Raw genomic sequence first — 18786 nt, 5'->3', positions numbered from 1 at the left:
AATGTTGGAGAATAAAAATTGGTTGCCACATTATGTCGATGCAGTTCCACTTGAGGCGCGTAGAAAAAAAACAAGCATGTATGTCATTGCATTAGAAGCATGGAGGCGAGGTATAAAACTGAAGTTTTATAACAATAACGAGGATAATAAATTACAGATTAGATACTCTCTGGCTTTTAATGGACGTGTACATCAATTTCAAAGTTCTAAAGGGGATAGAGTCTCGGATTTAGCATATGAAATATGTGATAATAAAGGTTTAACAAATGATTATCTTACAAAGGCAGGTGTTCCTACACCCAAAGGAAAGAAGTTTAGTGAAGAAGCTACTGATGAAGATATTATTTCTTATTCAAGGTCACTTACATATCCACTAGTATTAAAACCGACAAATGGATGTGCAGGTAAAGGTGTAATTGCAAACATCGAAACAGAAGAGGAATTCATAGAAGCTTTAGATTATGTTCGAAGAGAATTAGACTTTCCAGAAGTAATTGTCGAAAGGTTTGTAACTGGAGAAGAAATAAGAATTTATGTTCTTGGAGATCAAGTATTAGGCGCCGCCAATCGAAGACCAGCCAATATTGTAGGTGATGGTTATAATACAGTACAACAATTAATTCGAATTAAAAATAAAGAGAGAAAGCGTATACCACATTTGTATTTTAGGCCTATAAAGATTGATAAAACTGTAAGAAATACTATAGAGGGGGCAGGATATACATTGGAAAGTATACCTCAAGCAGGTAAACGTGTATATCTAAAGAAGATTAGTAATGTTTCTGCAGGTGGAGATCCTATAGATGTAACTGATAATTTGACGGATAAGCTAAAGCAAATTGCAATAGATGCAGTTAAGGCTGTACCAGGTTTAGAGCAATGTGGGGTTGATATGATCGTTAATAACGATTATAGCAGTGGTGTTGTATTAGAGCTTAATACTAAAGCTGGAATTGGGTCACACTTATTTCCGATAGAGGGAGAAGCTAAAGATATTCCAAAAGCTATTATTGATTATTATTTTCCGGAGACAAAAGGGATAAATACTGAACACTCCAATGTTTTTTTTGATTTTAAAAGTATTGCCGACGCCCTGCAAAGTAGGTCTTCAATAGAAGTAGAAGTAGCACCTATACCCGCTATAAAACTTATTGCAAAGAGGTATGTCATAAAAGGACCCTTTAATATAGATGTACAACCTATGATTCGTGATATAGTCCTAGCTCACAATTTAAATGGGTATGTCCAGAAAGTTAATAAATTAGATCTTGAGTTGATTATTGCTGGAACAAATGAAAGCATAATTAAGCAAGTTATGGAGAGTATATCTAAAAATACTGTTCTTGGTAATATTGAAATCATTAATGAAGAGGTCTACGACAAGCCTATTAAAATGGGTTTTGAAATTAAGAATAGACTAAATGTAATGACATTAGAGCATTTAGAAGATGAACTAAACATGATGAAAAAAGAATTAACTCAAATAGAAAAAGAAAAGAATCGTTATGAACGAAGGATAAGAGATATTAGGAACAGTCGCTCTTATAAGTTAACTAAACCACTCAGAAGAATTAGTATGTTTTTCAAGAGTTTATTTGGCCGACAAACTGTAAAATTATAGTTAAATTTACCTTACAAAGTATTAACACTTTGTAAGGTTTTTTATGTATTTAATAAAAAGAGCGTGATATATGAAATTAATTAATAAAAAGGAAGCAATCTCCTAGTTCCCATTTAGAGCGTAATCCACTATATTTAGATTAGCTTCTAATAGCATTTTATCCTATTTAAGCAGATGAGGTGTAGAATGAAAAGATCGTTTATCCTAATGCTTCTGATAGCTGTTCTATCGTTATCTAATACGATCGTTACAGCAGAAGATTATGAACATAAAGAAAAAATGATTGTTGTCTTTAAAGACAGCGTTAATGAAGACTTGTTGACAGAGCTGGATGCCGATGTCATTAACTCATTAGACGAAATTGCTACTGCTACAGTTGAACTTTCAGAGAGCGCGATAGAAGAATTGGAAAGTCATAAAGATGTATTAACCGTTGAAGTTGACCATATTGTTTCGATTCAATCGCAAACGATTGATTGGAGTATGGATAAGATAAATGCCCCTCTTGCCTGGGGATCAAATGTAACTGGTAAAGGGATTAAAATTGCTGTTGTTGACACAGGCATTGCTGCACACGAAGACTTATCAATTGCAGGAGGTGCTGTGTTCACCTCATATACCAACTCGTTTCATGATGACAACGGACATGGCACTCATGTAGCTGGAATCATTGGAGCAAAAGATAATGGAATCGGTGTTATTGGCGTAGCCCCAGATGCAGAGTTATATGCTGTGAAAGTACTAAATGAAGACGGCACGGGCTTTGTGTCAGATATTGTGGCTGGAATTGATTGGGCGATCAAAAATCAAATGGACATTATTAATTTAAGCTTAGGTACGGCGAACGAATCAACAGCGCTTAAAAACAGTGTTGACCGTGCTTATCAAAATGGAATATTAGTTGTAGCCGCTGCTGGGAATAGAGGAACTGGTTCAGGGAATACAGTTGAATACCCGGCTAGGTTTGACTCAACTATTGCAGTGTCGGCTACTGATGTTAACAATAGACGAGGGTCGTTTTCAGCGACAGGCCCGGCTGTTGAAATGGCAGCACCGGGTGTAAATATATATAGTACTCATTTAAATAATCAATACACTCGCATGAACGGAACATCAATGGCCGCTCCGTTTATAGCAGGAACTTTAGCATTATTAAAAGAGTCAAATCCTCACCTTTCTCATCAACAATATCGAACGATGTTAAAAGATATGGCGATTGACCTTGGCGCAACTGGCAGGGACGAGCACTTTGGTTACGGCCTAGTACAAGCTCCAATTGAACTACAAAAAGAAGAAGATACAGTAATTGAAGAAAAAGGATTAGTATTAAAAGAAGGAGACCGTCTTCCTGAAGTGGTCCAACTAAAGTTAGATTTAGAAAGAGCGGGTTTCAAAGTATCTGATAATCCAACAAACTTTTTTGGTTCGATTACAACAACAAAGGTAAAAGAGTTTCAACGTTCTGTCGGAATCCTGGCAGATGGAATTGCCGGACCGTCAACCTTACAAAAGTTAAGTGAATTAGCAGCTATTCATTTAATGTTGGGAGACCGTCGCCCTGAAGTGGTTACTCTCAAGAGAGATTTAGAGAAAGCAGGTTTTCCTGTATCATCAAATCCAAACGATTACTTCGGCCCTGTTACAGCAGAAAAAATCAGTCAGTTCCAAGCTGCTAATGGTTTACGTGTAACAGGCATCGCTGATGTTGCTACACTTGAGAAGTTGAAAACAGCTAAGGAAAAGACAATTATCGCACAACCATTATTGAAACAAGGAGATTATCATCCTGCAGTAATCCAATTAAAAGTAGATTTGGAGAAAGCAGGTTTCCGTGTATCAGCGAATCCAACTGATTTTTATGGATCTGTGACAACTCAAAGAGTAAGAGAATTCCAGTCTCATTACGGCCTTCAAGTGACAGGCACCGTGAATAATGCAACTTGGGATAAACTTGCTGAAGTGACAACTGTTTCACTAAAAGAAGGAGACCGGTTGCCAGATGTCATTCGATTAAAGTTAGATTTAGAGAAAGCTGGTTACAGAGTTTCAGCTCAACCGACAAATTTCTATGGTTCCGTTACAACGAGAAAAGTACAAGAGTTTCAATCAACTTTTGGTTTGCAGCCTACTGGAGTGGCGAACCCAGAAACGAGAAGAAAATTAATTGAAGTGACAAGATAATAAGAAAGAAGGGTATCTCGAGGCTGTTTTCACATCGAGATACCCTTTTCGTTTATCAACTTACCTATTATTATAGTGGGCTATAATTCCTTTAGAAATGGCATCGGCAATTCTATCACGATAGTTTGCATTTGCTAATTTTGCACCGTCACTGCTGTTATCGATAAAGCCAGCTTCAACTAGAACGGATGGAATTGTTACACCGGTAATAACTTGAAACGAACTATGCTTTACGCCCCGGTCGGTTGTTTCCATTGCTAATACTAACTCTTTTTGAATCTCTTCAGCTAAGTCTTTACTAAGTGTTGACGTATGGTTTCGATTCCAGTACGTTTCCACCCCTCTTGCCTGTTTATTAAAAGAGTTAGCATGAATGCTGATAAAAGAGCTTGCATTAGAGTTATTTCCAATACTGACACGATTATTTAAAGAGACAGTAACATCTTCTGTTCGTGTCATGATAACGGTTGCTCCTGCTGCTTTCAACTTACTTTCTGTACGTTTGGCAATATCTAAAACAACATCGCTTTCTTTTAAATTATTTACACCAATCGCACCAGGATCTGTGCCTCCATGACCGGCATCAATAACGATTCTTTTGCCTTGAAGTGGCCTGCTGTTGTTTCCTGGATTATTAACTACTTCTTGTAATTTGCTAAGAGTAGCCGGCCCAGCGATGCCGTCAGCCGTCAATCCGTGAGCGCGTTGGAACGCTTTAACTTGAGCTTCAGTATGAGAACCGAAGAAAGTAGTTTGGTTGCCGGGCACAGTGAAGCCAGCTTTGTCTAAGTCAATCTTGAGTTGAACAACGGCTTGGTCATAGACACCGTTACGCAAGACGGATGGACTGGAGCTAGAACTGGAAAGGACTTCATCCAACTTGCTAAGAGTAGCCGGCCCAGCGATGCCGTCAGCAGTTAAGCCGTGAGCGCGTTGGAACGCTTTAACTTGAGTTTCCGTTTGCGAGCCGAAGAAAGTAGTTTGATTGCCCGGAACAGTGAACCCAGCTTTGTCTAAGTCCATCTTGAGTTGAACAACGGCTTGGTCATAGACACCGTTACGCAAGACGGATGGACTGGAGCTAGAACTGGAAAGGACTTCATCCAACTTGCTAAGAGTAGCCGGCCCAGCGATGCCGTCAGCAGTTAAGCCGTGAGCGCGTTGGAACGCTTTAACTTGAGCTTCCGTTTGCGAGCCGAAGAAAGTAGTTTGATTGCCTGGAACAGTGAACCCAGCTTTGTCTAAGTCAATCTTAAGTTGAACAACAGCTTGGTCATAGACACCGTTACGCAAAACAGTCGGACTGGAGCTGGAACTGGAAAGGACCTCATCCAACTTGCTAAGAGTAGTCGGCCCCGCGATGCCGTCAGCCGTCAATCCGTGAGCGCGTTGGAACGCTTTAACTTGAGCTTCAGTTTGCGAGCCGAAGAAAGTAGTTTGATTGCCCGGAACAGTGAACCCAGCTTTGTCTAAGTCAATCTTGAGTTGAACAACGGCTTGGTCATAGACACCGTTACGCAAGACGGATGGACTGGAGCTAGAACTGGAAAGGACGTCATCCAACTTGCTAAGAGTAGTCGGCCCCGCGATGCCGTCAGCCGTCAATCCGTGAGCGCGTTGGAACGCTTTAACTTGAGCTTCAGTTTGAGAGCCGAAGAAAGTAGTTTGATTGCCCGGAACGGTGAACCCAGCTTTGTCTAAGTCAATCTTGAGTTGAACAACGGCTTGGTCATAAACACCGTTACGCAAGATAGTCGAACTGGAGCTGGAAAGGACGTTATTCAATTTAGCAAAAGTAGCTGGCCCCGCGATGCCGTCAGCTACTAGTCCATGTGCTTGCTGGAACTCTTTAACTTTCCTTTCCGTAATACCTCCGAAAAATTCGGTAGGGTTGTCTGAAACTTTAAAGCCAGCTTTCTCTAATTCTAGTTTCAAAGTGACAACTTCAGGGTGTCTATCACCATTTTTTAGCACGATTGATTGTGCAGTAGCTTCGTTGTATCCTAAGCCAATTGTTAGAAGAAATAACAACATGAAAACTATTAAATTGGTAAGTTTCAAACGTATAAAGCCCCCTTTCAATTATAGATCTAAACTAACTACATACTACATACTACATACTACTACAATATTCTACATGTATCATGATAAAATTTCCTCTGTTATAAATCATTTACAAAATATCTAATCTTTTGACATAAAACTATTTTTTAATTGTGCTGAAATGAGTTATTCTATCTATAGATCTAACAAATTAATAGGTATTTTTACAAGTTAGAACAAAAACTACTATTTACTTGATAATTATTTTATGTTTATTTAGAGAATAGAGTAATTTTTTATTTGAGAGATAGTAGTTAAGTTTGGTAGATTGGTAGATTGAAAGGAGATCGTAAATGCTAAAAAATGTTAGGTATTCTTTCTTATGTGGGATAACGGCAACGGTTGTCGTATTTGTCCCTGTAACTTCAAACTGGGTTCATGCAACAAATTCGGAGCATAGTGAAGAATTTTTCCTTTTAGAAGTCGGATCACAAGGTGATGATGTACTAGAACTAAGGGAAGCCTTAAATGTGCTCGGTTATGAGTTAGATGTAGAAATTGATATATACGATGAAGTTATGGAAGAACAAGTAAAACTTCTGCAGGAGAATTATGAATTTGATGTAACGGGAACGATAGATGAAGATTTGTTCTTGTTTATTTTAGAAGAAGCGAAGGAAGATGAAGAGTTTCCTGAAGAGGAATCTGAAACAACAGAGCAGGAAATAGGGGAAGAAGAACAAGTAAAGCTTGATGAAGAAATAGAGGAAGAAAAAGAAGAAGAGCAAACAGTTGAAGAGGGAACTGCAGCTGAAGTCTCTGTAATGAACGTTTCTGAGGTTGAGGATGTATTAAAGCAAGGAATGAATGATCCTAAGGTTGTAGATATAAAAGTATACCTAGAGATTATGGGATTCCAGGTTTCAAATAATCCAAATGATTATTATGGACCGATCACGGCCGAAAAAGTAAAGGAATTTCAAGAAGCTTTTGGTTTACCTGCGACAGGAGAAACAGATGAGGTAACGTTCGACCGTTTAGTAGAATTGGCAACAGGTCCTTTGCGTAACGGAATGTACCGGGAAGACGTTGTTCAGTTGAAAAATAATTTAGATGCAGCTGGATTCACTGTACCTGGAAATACAACTATTTATTTCGGCCCTTTAACGGAAGAACAAGTGAGAGCTTTCCAAGAGGCCTATCGTTTAACAGTAGATGGAATTGCAGGCCAAGCAACACTCGATAAACTTGAAGAGATTGCTAATAGCAAGGTAACGATTTCTTCAATGACTGATTCTGAAGTGATTCAACTGAAAGAACAATTAGCGATTGTGGGCTTCCCTGTATCAAGTAATCCAACTGGATATTATGGACCAATCACAACTGAAAAGGTGGCTGAATTTCAAGCTGCTAACGGCCTTACGTCTACTGGAATTGCCAATAAAGCTACTGTAGATCTTTTAAATCAGTTGGCAACTGGCCCATTACAAAACGGAATGTACCGAGATGATGTTGTGCAGTTGAAAGAAGATTTAGCTAAAGTAGGTTTTGCCGTTCCAGGTAACACCACAACATACTTCGGTCCACAAACGGAGTCTCAAGTTAGGGCGTTTCAAGAAGCCTATGGTTTAACGGTTGATGGAGTCGCAGGTCCGGCTACGTTAAATAAGTTAGAGGAATTAACGGACAATATCCTTTTTCAAGGGTTGAGTAATTCAAGTGTTATACAATTAAAAGAGAATTTAGCGATTTTAGGATTTCCTGTATCCAATAATCCAACAGAGTATTATGGACCAATCACGACGGAGAAAGTAAAAGAGTTCCAAAAAGCTTATCGATTACCTGTAACAGGCATGGCTGATAAAGCAACTGTACAAAAGTTGAATGAACTGGCAAACGGCCCGTTACGTATTGGGATGTACCGAGACGATGTTGTTCAGCTAAAGATTTATTTAGATGCAGCAGGCTTTAGGGTGCCCGGTAACACCACAACATACTTTGGTCCACAAACGGAATCTCAGTTAAAAGCATTCCAAAAAGACTTTGGATTAACGGCAAATGGAATCGCAAACCAACAAACGATGAACAAGCTTAAAGACATATCGTCGGGTATTCTCTTTGAAGGAATGAGAGATCCCAGAGTCATTCAATTGAAAGAGGACTTAGCATTACTTGGTTTCCCTGTATCAAATAATCCAACAGAGCTTTACGGATCTATGACTGCTCAGAGCGTGAGAGAATTTCAGGCTAAATATGGCCTAGCAACTACGGGAGCAGCAGATAAAGAAACGCTCGAAAAGATTGATGAAATTTTAGCAAGCTCGCTTAAACGCGGGGACAGTCATACTGATTTAATTGGAATTAAAGAAATTCTTAATAATAGTGGTTATGGTGGCATTTTAGTAACGGAGAACTTTGGATCATTTACAGAACAGCGGATAAAAGAGTTCCAAAGAGACCAGGGGCTACCAGTGACGGGGATGGTTGATCCTCTTACAAGAGAGAAAATCAATGCCTTAACATTAACGTTTACAAATGGCGATCGTCATGATGAAATTATCACGCTCAAGCAGAACCTAAATCGTTTAGGGTTTAATGGTATTCTTGAGACCAATTTGTACGGTAACTTTACAGAGCAACGTGTTCGTGAGTTCCAAGAACATTTTGGCTTACCTACAACTGGGGTTGCGAATCCTGCCACTCTCCAGAAGATCTCAACGATTTTGGCAAGCCCACTTCAGCTGGGAAGAAGCCACTCAGATACTATTAAACTAAAACAAAATCTAAACTCTATTGGTTTTGGAGGTATTCTGGTTACCGATTACTTCGGTAATTTCACAGAACAGCGTGTGAAAGAATTTCAAAGAGCGTACGGACTGCCAGTTAGTGGTATAGCAGATGATATAACACTAGAAAAGCTAGAAGAGGCAGCCTCACCTAGTGAAAAAATGACGTACATGCAAGCAAGCGTAACGCTTAACCAAGCAATCCAAACGCAATTATCTTTAAATCCTCCAGCACAAACGGACAGATACAGAAATGATCCAGCTTTTGTTTCTGCTTCACATGTGAGAATTAATGACGATGCAGTTATTTCTGGTAACGGGGTTAATTTACGTACATCAGCTTCACTATCAAGTAGTATTGGGGCCAATGTTCCTAGAAATACAAAAGTTACGATACTTGATGAGGTAACTGGAGACAGTCATGCTGGTAGTACGCTTTGGTATGAAATTAGGTATAATGGTAGTACATTATATGTTCATAGCTCGTTAGTAGGGGTTACAGGTACAACAACAAGCAGAGTACACATTCGTGAAAGTGCGAGCACGAACAGTCATATTTTCGCGACTGTACCAAGTGGAAGACAGGTAACAATCACGAATCCAGGTTCTTCATGGCATGAGATTAACTTTGGTACTTGGAGAAATGCAAAAGAATCTGATTTACGCGATTATGTTGACCCAAGCAAAAATGATCAATTCCAACATCTAGTTTTATCTTCAAGTGCTGGCGTTTCAGCTTCGCAGCTAAATGGTTTGCTTGAAGGGAAAGGATCATTACATGGCTTAGGACAAGCATTTATTGATGGAGGAAGACAACATAGAGTGAATGAAGTATATCTCATTTCACATGCGATTTTAGAGACAGGTCATGGTTCTTCTAGGCTAGCAACAGGTATCGAAGTTGGCGAGAATGGCAACGGAAATCCTGTAGTAGTCACTAGCAGCAATAGAAGTAGTCTAAAAAATATTCGAACAACGTATAATATGTTTGGTATTAACGCTATTGACAGTGATCCATATAATCAAGGTGCGATCCATGCCTATAGACAAGGATGGTTTACACCAGAAGCTGCCATTATTGGTGGAGCTAAATTTATTGGAGAACGTTACATTCATAATTCATATAACCAAAACACATTGTATAAAATGAGATGGAACCCAGCTAACCCAGGATTCCCTCAATATGCAACCGATATGGGGTGGGCAGTGAAACAAGTTCCTGCTATTAAGAACCTATATAATCAATTAGATAATCCATCTTTACATTTTGATATTGTAAGGTATAAGTAAGATGGTAGGAGCGTACGATAGCATTCGTACGCTCCTTTTTGAATGTAATTGTCTAAAAATATGAAAAAACCTATTTAAATGTATTTTTAATTGTATAGAGAAATATTCTGAAAGCGTTGAGATGTGGTGAAGTCGCATTTTGTCAAAAACTTCAACTTGCAATGTGAGTTGAAGTACAGGTACAATGATTTCTGATGATCATTACGAAAAAACTCTGAAGTGTGGGCTCATATTGACTCTAACAATGATTTTCACAAAATGGTGCGAAAATGTTCCTTTGAAACTATTGGTGTATATGTTAGACTTTCAATAGACTAAAAAAATAGGAGATTTATGATGCCAAATATCAATCCAAATCGATTTTTAAGAGTATCTGTCGTATTAGTCGATATTATATTAATCTTTTTTGCATATGTAGCTTCTTTCTGGATAGCTTCACAATACACATTAATTGAACAACGTAATATAGATTCTTTTGTCAACTTACTGCCATGGATATTATTAATTGGCGTTTTTTTTATCATTGTTTTTGAGTTAGAACGATTGGTGCAGCATGATTTTCTCGATCTCGTTCGTAAATTAGTGGTTGCATCACTATTTATTATGGTGTTAACGATTGCTCTATCGTTTTTATTCCGAGAATTTTCTCTACCACGTTCAGTTATTTTCTTAGCACATGCGTTCATCTTTATGTTTTTGTTTGCGTGGAAATCCATAGTTATTAAAGCAAACCAAATCAAAAAGGGGAAAGCGCTTATTATCGGTGCTCAAAGTGAGTACTCGACAATCAAGGATAATATTAAAACACTAATCAAAAAACAAGAAGATGTTGATTTTATTGATATGAAAACGTCTTACAGAGAAATGAAAGCGAAACTTGCTAACTATGATATTGTCTTTATCAGTTCATCAGTGAGCACAAAAGTGAAAAATGAAGTCATGTATCTTGGTATGAGAAAAAACAAAAATATCTATGTATTGCCTACAGTTAGTGAATTATTATTAATGAAATCCTCTATTGCAACATTAAACGATACGATGTTGCTTCAAGTAAAGCCATTTTATATTAATGGTGTTTACTTGCTAGGGAAAAGGCTGTTTGACATTGTCTTTTCATTACTATTGTTAGTGATGACGTCACCGGTTATGCTTGTTACAGCACTTCTCATTAAGTTAGATGATGGTGGAAGTGTATTCTTTAAACAAGAACGTTTAGGAAAAAACAACAAGCCGTTTAATATTTTGAAGTTCCGTTCGATGAGAGAAAATGCAGAAAGTGAAACGGGACCAACACTTGCTAAAAATAATGATGAGCGTATTACCAAAATTGGGAATTTCATTCGTCTAACACGTATTGATGAGTTACCACAATTACTCAATGTGTTAAAAGGTGAAATGTCAATTGTAGGACCTCGTCCTGAACGTTTTTTCTTTGCTGAAAACTTCCAAAGGCAAAACATTTGGTTTAAAGCTCGTTGTGCGGTCAAGCCCGGTATTACAGGCTATGCTCAAATCATGGGGAACTATACAACGGATATGAATGATAAGTTGAAATTTGATTTACATTACATCCGGAATTATTCGCTCTGGCTTGATATGGTTATCATCTTGCGTACGATACTAGTTGTAATCAATAAGGCAAAAGCAGATGGTGAACAAGCAGATGCAAAAAGTGTGAATACTGTTTTACAAGAAAGCAAAGAAGTTCGATAATATCTTAAAGAAGAGATGCAGATTAGCTGCTCTCTTTTTTTTGTATAAAAGACAAACGATACTTTCCTTCTTTTCGTTTAATATTTACAAAAGTAGTGAATAATAAAACTGATTTCGTATTGATTACATTTGCTTGGGTGCAACTTATATGTAGAAGTGGGTGGACTATGTGGAGATTCCATTGATGTATGTAACTGCCTTTTTCGTTTCACTTCTTGTTTCGGTTTCTTCAATGCCACTAGTCATTTGGTTTGCCAACAAATATGGGTTTGTTGATGAACTAAATGAAAGAAAAATCCATAAATGTACAATGCCACGTCTTGGTGGTATTGCTATTATATTAGGGGCTGTAGCAGGGCTACTTGTCATTCGTCCTGAAAATGAATATTTGATAAGCATAGCATTTGGAGCGCTTGTCGTTGTCGTCACGGGAATACTTGATGATAAGTATACGTTGGACGCGAAAACAAAATTTTCAGCTCAACTGCTTGCTGCTGTCATTGTCGTTTCATCAGGATTGAATATCCCGTTTGTCACACTTCCGTTTAGTGGGCAATTTGAATTTGGGGTATTTAGCTACTTGATCACGATTTTATGGATCGTTGGCATCACCAATTCAATTAATTTAATTGATGGCTTAGACGGGCTTGCTGGGGGAGTAGCGACAATTGCAATCATCACGATTCTCGTAATGGCTATCCTTGATTCCTATTCGCATTTAACAACAATAGCATTATCGGTAGTACTGATTGCGAGTACATTGGGATTTTTAATTTTTAATTTTCATCCAGCGAAAGTATTTATGGGTGATGCCGGTTCATTATTTTTGGGCTATTCCATTGCAATTATCTCTCTCCTTGGTTTATTCAAAAGTGTAACGGTTTTCAGTTTGCTTGTACCAGTTATCATATTGGCTGTCCCAATATCAGATACAGTCTTTGCGATGGTGAGACGTTTTCTTAATAAGCAAAATATTATGAGTCCGGATAAAGGTCATTTACATCATTGCTTGCTTGCATTAGGCTATAGCCATCGACAAACCGTTTTGATTGTGTACGGCTTTAGTATTATTTTTGGTGCACTAGCAATTTTGTTTACGAATGCTACGTTAGTGACGTCTTTTATCATCATTGCTGTCTTAATTACGAGTATCCAACTGTACGCTGAAACGATTGGATTAATCGGCAATAGTAGGAGACCGATTATCGACGCGGTCAAACGATTAGCGATGTTGGACAAGAAATGAAACGAAAAAAAGGGTAACGAATCGATTAGATCGTTACCCTCTTTTGCATATTCTATTGTAAAGCAGTTTCAGGTTCTGGCTCCGTTTCTAGAGTTTCGACTACATCTGGTGCATCTGGAAGTAATCCTAAATGTCTTTGTAATGTTGTTGAAATTTCATGCCTTGATTGATCTGTTACTTGGTAGTAATAGACACCGTTAATTGTAGCGTTATTTCCTTTCAAGTTAATCGCTTCGATATTATTTAATGAATTCGCATAAGAGTGTAGAGCAATCATATTTCCGAAAGTTAGATTCGTATGCATGTATTGCTCGATGCTATCTAGAACGTCTCCATATCTTGTAATAGAAGAGAAGGAAGCTGCTTTTTCAATAAGTGCTTGCATAACTTGCTGTTGGCGCATCCCTCGACCAATGTCGCCAAGTGGATCTTTCTTTCTCATCCTTACGTAAGCTAATGCTTCTTCACCGTCAAGAGTTTGCCAGCCTTCTTGGATTTCAATCTTATCAAGTCTTCCATCACTATTTTGTTCTGTGAACGTAAATGGAACTTCTACTTCAACACCGCCAAAAGCATCAATGATTTCCATGAAGGCATCGAAGTTCAACGTAGCATAGTAATCAACCGGAATATCTAAAAACTCCTCGACTGTACTAATGGTAAGATCAAGGCCACCAAAAGCGTGTGCGTGATTGATTTTATCGGCATTTAGTCTTCCCGGAATATCAACAAGTGTATCCCTTGGAATACTCAAAAGTTTTATGCTAGAATCATCGCGGTTGAACGTTGCTAGCAACATTGCATCGGTTCGCCCTCTAAGATCACTGTCTCGTGAATCTACACCTAAGAACAAAATGGAAATATTATCTTTCCCTGGACTAACTGCAACATCACGTCTTTCAGATTTTTCACCACGATCAAGTTCTAGTTGTGTATTAGCAGTAACATTTGAAATTTTATAAATTAAATAACCAACACCTCCACCAAATGCTAGAAGTGTGACTAGACCAAACAGTAAAAAAACACGCAAAATACTTTTCTTACTCTTTCTTCTACGTTTCACCCTACTTTGAGTCATTATTCAACCTCACTTTTTTAATAGAAATATATAATTTAAAATCTAAGATGATAAGTTTTTTTGACAATATTCAACATACTCCTTCATCTTATCGAAAAATTATAGATTAGTAAATAAGAAGATTTCTGGAAAACGTGACAATTGTAATATGATATTTATGGGTGAGCGGTTGAATTGCTATTTTTCTATGGAAGAAGCTACTAAATTAAGGCATTGTGGCCTTTACTTAGTAGCTCCTCTATCCTCTTTTATTATTATTACCCCTCTAGTACTTTTAGAAATACTTTTCTGTTTCGGGGTCCGTCAAATTCACAAAAATAAACACCCTGCCATGTTCCGAGAATAAGTCTTCCATCTGAAATGATAACTGTCTGAGCATGTCCGACCGTACTTGTTTTCATATGAGCAGCCGTGTTGCCTTCCATATGTTGATCTAACTCATGGTGCCACGGATAAACTTCATCAAAGCGTCTCAGCATGTCCGTTTTAACATCAGGGTCAGCATTTTCATTTATCGTAATGCCTGCAGTCGTGTGAAGCGAAGAGACAATAACGATCCCTTCGTTGATTTGGTTGGTTCGAATGAATTGCTTGATTTCCTCTGTAATTTCAATCATCTGATCACGAGCTTTCGTTTTGATATGCAATGTGTGATTCATTTTTAACATCCTTTCAATAGGAGGATTCTCGATTATTTTGCCGTATATAATAAAAAACAATAAATAGGGGGGATGACATGATTGCTAAAAAACGTGAAATGCCACTAATGATTGAAAAGCTCCAAGCCCTCCTTCGTCGCTTGCCACCAGCTCACCTAAAAGTGAGCGACATTCAACAGGATCTTGCAAAAAGACAAGCCGGCCATCAGGGCGAATATTCGATTGATTATCCACTAAGCTTCCTGCCAGAAAAGCACTATTTCCTCTTACATGACCTAAGACTTTACGAAGACCCTCACTATTTTCAAATCGATACATTAGTCATTACCAATAAGTTTATCCTCATTATAGAAGTCAAAAACATAAGTGGTCAATTATTCTTTGACCGGGACTTTCAACAGTTGATACGAATGAAGGATGGGATTGAGGAGGTGTTTCCTGATCCGATCTTGCAAGTGCAGAGATTAGAAGTATTACTGAAACAATTTTTTACTAAAATGAAGTATCCCTCCATTCCAATAGAGACGTTAGTAGTCATAAGTAACCCATTTTCTTTTATTCGTTCCTCTCCAGAACACCGGACCATCTCTCAACGTGTTATTCATCGCGATGCCCTCCCAGAAAAAATCAATCAGATAAATACGAAATATAAAAAAGAACTCATGAGTAAAGCTGAAGTAAAGAGATTAGTTGAACACTTGAAACAACGCCATACACCCTCAGATCCACGTCTACTAGAAAAATATCAAATTTCACTGAAAGAGATTCGCACAGGTGTTCAATGTCCAGTTTGTAACCTCCTCCCTTTAAAAAGAATGTATGGTGGCTGGCATTGCAGAAGGTGTTCTGAAAAACATCGCGATGCCCATCTTGCAGCCTTAAAAGATTATGCCTTACTAATAAAAACAAATATTAATAATAAAGAAGCAAGAGACTTTCTACATTTATCCTCGGAAAGCGTCGCTAAGAAAATACTAACAAAAGTTAGCTGTTCGTTTGAAGGCTCTACGAAAGCAAGAATGTATGACATTTCGAATTTAAAGAGGAGTGGAGGAACGCTTAAAAAGGAGTGAGTTGGAGTCGGAGGAGAGTGGCCGGAATCAGTAAGTAAGCCGCCGGAAAGAGGAGAGGACCGGCCGAAATCAGAGAAAAAGAGGCCGGAAACTACCGGGAATCAGCCGGAATAAGTGAGCCAGCCGGCCCCCGACAGGAGTCGCCGGCCCCCACCGGCAACTGCCCGGAAAAAGAGGTCGATCAATAACCCGAGTAAAACCGATCAGCACCTGAACTCAATCTATTCCACATCGACCTCCAAATATGTCTCATCCCCTCGTTTAATCACAGCTTGGCCATTCGTAATGTTCGTCATCCACTCTTCGAAAGCTTCGATCTCATCTACTTCGACATATGTTTGCACATCGACTTGTTCAAGGTATTCAATGCCTTTCATTTGATAAGGTGATTCTCTCAAAGCATGCTCTACTTTTCCGAGCCAGTGATAGTCAACTTCCGTATGAATGACTTGCACTAATGAACGGCGCACAACGCCAACTTCATTTAAGCCTTCACTTACAGCGCCTCCGTATGCGCGAATTAAACCACCTGCTCCAAGTTTAATTCCACCGAAATAGCGAGTGACAACGACAACGGTATCTTTGAGCCCACGCTTTTTTAACACCTCAAGCATTGGAACGCCTGCTGTTCCACTAGGTTCACCATCATCGTTGGCCTTTTGGATCTCATCGCGTTCACCAATTAAATAGGCTGAGCAGTTATGAGTGGCGTTCCAGTGTTGCTTCTTAATCTTTTCTATAAAACTTTGTGCTTCTTCTTCGGTTTCGACTCTATCAAAGAAAGCGATAAATCTAGATTTTTGAATAACAATTTCGTGTTCCCCAGGTCCTTTAACTGTATGATAGGTTGCTAGTGCCATTAATTAACTACTCCTTTTTCATAGTTTTACAAATATGAGAAATGTCTATGTAATAAAGCTATGGTAAGATACATTTTGTCGCAGTGACTACGCTTCTATAAATGACCAATTATTACCAATTTCTTAAATGCGAAGATTTAAGCGCTATTTTGGGCAAGATGTTGTAAAATTAGGATAGCGAATTCTATTTTACTTAGCAAATGTATCGCTTTATCTTTAACCGAGGATTGGTGAAGGCATGACAGATATAAAAATATTAGATGGAATTATTGAGCAGACGTTGGACACCGTCGGCCAAAGTCGCGAGCAAATATTTGAAATAGAAGAACAGTCACGGAATGAGCTCCATACACTTGAAAAAGAGTTAACTGAAATTCGTATAAAAGTAGCGACGATCATCGAAAAAACAGATCAAACACAAATGTATTCGCGTCTTGCTCGCAGCCGGTTAGTTGAGGTTAGCAAAGCGTTTGATAAATATTCAAATGAAGAAGTTCGTGCAGCGTATGAAAAAGCAAATAATTTTCAAATTCAACTGGCAGTGTTAAAACAAGAGGAAATTCAACTGCGAGAGAAGCGTGATCACATTGAAAGACGACTTGTTAATTTGAGTGATACGGTTAAGCGTGCAGAGCATCTTGCTGGGCAAATGTCTGTTGTTTATAAATTTTTATCAAGTGATATTAAACAACTGACAGGTGTGATTGAAGACGCCAAAGAAAAACAAGCATTTGGCTTACAAATCATCGAAGCCCAAGAAGAAGAACGTAAGAAAATCTCAAGAGAAATTCATGATGGTCCTGCTCAAATGATGGCAAATGTGATGCTACGTTCTGAGCTAATCGAACGAATTTATAAAGAAAAAGGCATAGAAGAAGCACTTATTGAGATTAGAGATATGCGAAAAATGGTTATTTCTTCACTTGCGGAAGTGAGGAGAATTATATACGATTTGAGACCGATGGCGCTTGATGACCTGGGATTGATTCCAACTTTGGCTAAATATTTAAAGACTTTTGAGCAACATAATAAGGTAACAGTGGTGTTTCATCACTTTGGAAAAGAACAGAGGTTACCTCAACAATACGAAGTTGCTTTGTTCCGACTTGTGCAAGAATCAGTACAAAATGCCCATAAGCATGGTGAGCCTACAGAAATTCAAGTGAAAATTGAAATAAAGAAAAACAAGGTTATAATGATAATTAAAGATGATGGAAAAGGGTTTGACCCATCTACTAAAAAAGAAGGTTCTTTTGGTTTAATAGGCATGAAGGAAAGAGTCAACATGTTAAAGGGCGAGTTGAAAATTGACTCAAAATTGGGAAGCGGAACGCTTGTAATGATTGGCATTCCGATCGAATCTTAAAAAATAACGAAATGATAGAGTCTTGAATTCTTGTCCGTGGAGAGGTGAAAAATGATGAGTGAAGAGCAAAAAGAGAAGATTAAGATCGTCATAATTGATGACCATCAATTATTTCGTGAGGGAGTTAAGCGAATCTTAGCAATGGAGCCTGAGTTTGAAGTGGTTGCAGATGGACAAGACGGTTCACAAGCGCTAGAGCTTGTCAAAACTTTCCGTCCAGATGTAATTCTTATGGATATAAATATGCCACAAATGAATGGTGTAGAAGCAACAAAAGAGTTAATTGAATCTTTCCCACATTCTAAGGTGCTTATTTTATCGATTCATGATGATGAGTCATATGTGACACACGTATTAAAAACCGGAGCATCAGGATACTTATTAAAGGAAATGGACGCTTCGGCGTTAATAGAAGCTGTGAAAGTTGTCGCATCAGGTGGGGCGTATATCCACCCGAAAGTGACCCATAATTTGATCAATGAATACCGACGTCTAGCAACAGAGGACGACCTTCATGAAGAATCAATTGGATTTAGAGAAGTTGAATATCGCAAACCATTGCATATCTTAACTCGCCGTGAATGTGAAGTGTTGCAATTAATGACGGATGGTCAAAGCAACCGTACAATTGGCGAAACACTTTATATTAGTGAGAAGACCGTTAAGAACCATGTAAGTAATATTTTACAAAAAATGAGTGTAAATGACCGGACACAAGCGGTTGTTGAAGCGATCAAAAAAGGATATGTCATAGTGCGATAACGAGGAAAGAGAGAAATTAAGATGATGATTTCTCTCTTTTTTTGTAGGGAAAAAGATGGAGTTCATAGTAAGGTATTCGTACGCTCTAATTCGTTATTAGAGTGAGCA

At 38.3% G+C, this 18786-nt stretch carries 12 protein-coding genes; 8 read left to right on the top strand and 4 right to left on the bottom strand.

Annotation, left to right across the window (positions count from 1 at the left end; genetic code table 11):
• The first annotated feature begins 1 nt into the window (after position 1).
• On the top strand, positions 2 to 1621 hold the full coding sequence (locus tag AC1FXZ_RS08025) for an ATP-grasp domain-containing protein (RefSeq protein WP_480052370.1): 1620 nt from the start codon (positions 2 to 4) through the stop codon (positions 1619 to 1621).
• 186 nt (positions 1622 to 1807) lie between these two features.
• On the top strand, positions 1808 to 3802 hold the full coding sequence (locus tag AC1FXZ_RS08020; protein ID WP_480052368.1) for a peptidoglycan-binding protein: 1995 nt from the start codon (positions 1808 to 1810) through the stop codon (positions 3800 to 3802).
• Between the two features lie 60 nt (positions 3803 to 3862).
• Here AC1FXZ_RS08020 and AC1FXZ_RS08015 read toward each other — a convergent pair whose 3' ends face one another.
• Positions 3863 to 5863, bottom strand: a complete 2001-nt coding sequence (locus AC1FXZ_RS08015; RefSeq protein WP_480052366.1) for an N-acetylmuramoyl-L-alanine amidase — start codon at positions 5861 to 5863, stop codon at positions 3863 to 3865.
• 335 nt (positions 5864 to 6198) lie between these two features.
• Here AC1FXZ_RS08015 and AC1FXZ_RS08010 point away from each other — a divergent pair, with 335 nt between their 5' ends.
• The 3 genes from AC1FXZ_RS08010 (at position 6199) to AC1FXZ_RS08000 (ending at position 12880) form a co-directional block, all read left to right on the top strand.
• Positions 6199 to 9921 (top strand): peptidoglycan-binding protein, encoded by a 3723-nt coding sequence (locus tag AC1FXZ_RS08010; protein ID WP_480052364.1) that lies wholly within the window; start codon positions 6199 to 6201, stop codon positions 9919 to 9921.
• 336 nt (positions 9922 to 10257) lie between these two features.
• Positions 10258 to 11634, top strand: coding sequence for a sugar transferase (locus AC1FXZ_RS08005; RefSeq protein WP_480052362.1), 1377 nt, complete (start codon positions 10258 to 10260; stop codon positions 11632 to 11634).
• 169 nt (positions 11635 to 11803) lie between these two features.
• Entirely contained in the window at positions 11804 to 12880 is a 1077-nt protein-coding gene (locus AC1FXZ_RS08000; protein WP_480052360.1) for a glycosyltransferase family 4 protein, read from the top strand.
• Positions 12881 to 12932: 52 nt separating this feature from the next.
• Here the strand turns inward: AC1FXZ_RS08000 and AC1FXZ_RS07995 are convergent, their stop codons facing one another.
• Together AC1FXZ_RS07995 and AC1FXZ_RS07990 are read right to left on the bottom strand one after the other, a co-directional pair.
• A complete protein-coding gene (locus AC1FXZ_RS07995) occupies positions 12933 to 13958 on the bottom strand; it encodes an LCP family glycopolymer transferase (protein WP_480052358.1) in 1026 nt (341 codons plus the stop codon).
• Between the two features lie 257 nt (positions 13959 to 14215).
• On the bottom strand, positions 14216 to 14617 hold the full coding sequence (locus tag AC1FXZ_RS07990) for a secondary thiamine-phosphate synthase enzyme YjbQ (protein ID WP_480052356.1): 402 nt from the start codon (positions 14615 to 14617) through the stop codon (positions 14216 to 14218).
• Between the two features lie 77 nt (positions 14618 to 14694).
• Here AC1FXZ_RS07990 and AC1FXZ_RS07985 point away from each other — a divergent pair, with 77 nt between their 5' ends.
• Positions 14695 to 15690, top strand: a complete 996-nt coding sequence (locus AC1FXZ_RS07985; protein WP_480052354.1) for a nuclease-related domain-containing protein — start codon at positions 14695 to 14697, stop codon at positions 15688 to 15690.
• A 221-nt stretch (positions 15691 to 15911) separates the two neighbouring features.
• Here the strand turns inward: AC1FXZ_RS07985 and AC1FXZ_RS07980 are convergent, their stop codons facing one another.
• Positions 15912 to 16550, bottom strand: a complete 639-nt coding sequence (locus tag AC1FXZ_RS07980; RefSeq protein WP_480052352.1) for a YigZ family protein — start codon at positions 16548 to 16550, stop codon at positions 15912 to 15914.
• A gap of 238 nt (positions 16551 to 16788) precedes the next feature.
• On the opposite strand from AC1FXZ_RS07980, the gene AC1FXZ_RS07975 reads away from it, so the two are divergent.
• Positions 16789 to 17916 (top strand): sensor histidine kinase, encoded by a 1128-nt coding sequence (locus AC1FXZ_RS07975; protein WP_480052350.1) that lies wholly within the window; start codon positions 16789 to 16791, stop codon positions 17914 to 17916.
• Between the two features lie 54 nt (positions 17917 to 17970).
• Positions 17971 to 18678, top strand: a complete 708-nt coding sequence (locus AC1FXZ_RS07970) for a response regulator (protein WP_480052348.1) — start codon at positions 17971 to 17973, stop codon at positions 18676 to 18678.
• Positions 18679 to 18786 lie beyond the last annotated feature (108 nt).

The organism is Halalkalibacter sp. HAAS-P014, from assembly GCF_056619965.1.
This window is presented reverse-complemented; position numbering and strand designations above follow the sequence as displayed.

Excerpts from the sequence above, each read along its gene's own strand:
- AC1FXZ_RS07980 (WP_480052352.1), bottom strand. The coding sequence starts at position 16,550 with ATGGCACTAGCAACCTATCATACAGTTAAAGGACCTGGGGAACACGAA.
- AC1FXZ_RS08010 (WP_480052364.1), top strand. The coding sequence starts at position 6,199 with ATGCTAAAAAATGTTAGGTATTCTTTCTTATGTGGGATAACGGCAACG.
- AC1FXZ_RS08020 (WP_480052368.1), top strand. The coding sequence starts at position 1,808 with ATGAAAAGATCGTTTATCCTAATGCTTCTGATAGCTGTTCTATCGTTA.
- AC1FXZ_RS07995 (WP_480052358.1), bottom strand. The coding sequence starts at position 13,958 with ATGACTCAAAGTAGGGTGAAACGTAGAAGAAAGAGTAAGAAAAGTATT.
- AC1FXZ_RS08025 (WP_480052370.1), top strand. The coding sequence starts at position 2 with ATGTTGGAGAATAAAAATTGGTTGCCACATTATGTCGATGCAGTTCCA.
- AC1FXZ_RS07970 (WP_480052348.1), top strand. The coding sequence starts at position 17,971 with ATGAGTGAAGAGCAAAAAGAGAAGATTAAGATCGTCATAATTGATGAC.
- AC1FXZ_RS07985 (WP_480052354.1), top strand. The coding sequence starts at position 14,695 with ATGATTGCTAAAAAACGTGAAATGCCACTAATGATTGAAAAGCTCCAA.
- AC1FXZ_RS07990 (WP_480052356.1), bottom strand. The coding sequence starts at position 14,617 with ATGAATCACACATTGCATATCAAAACGAAAGCTCGTGATCAGATGATT.
- AC1FXZ_RS08005 (WP_480052362.1), top strand. The coding sequence starts at position 10,258 with ATGCCAAATATCAATCCAAATCGATTTTTAAGAGTATCTGTCGTATTA.
- AC1FXZ_RS07975 (WP_480052350.1), top strand. The coding sequence starts at position 16,789 with ATGACAGATATAAAAATATTAGATGGAATTATTGAGCAGACGTTGGAC.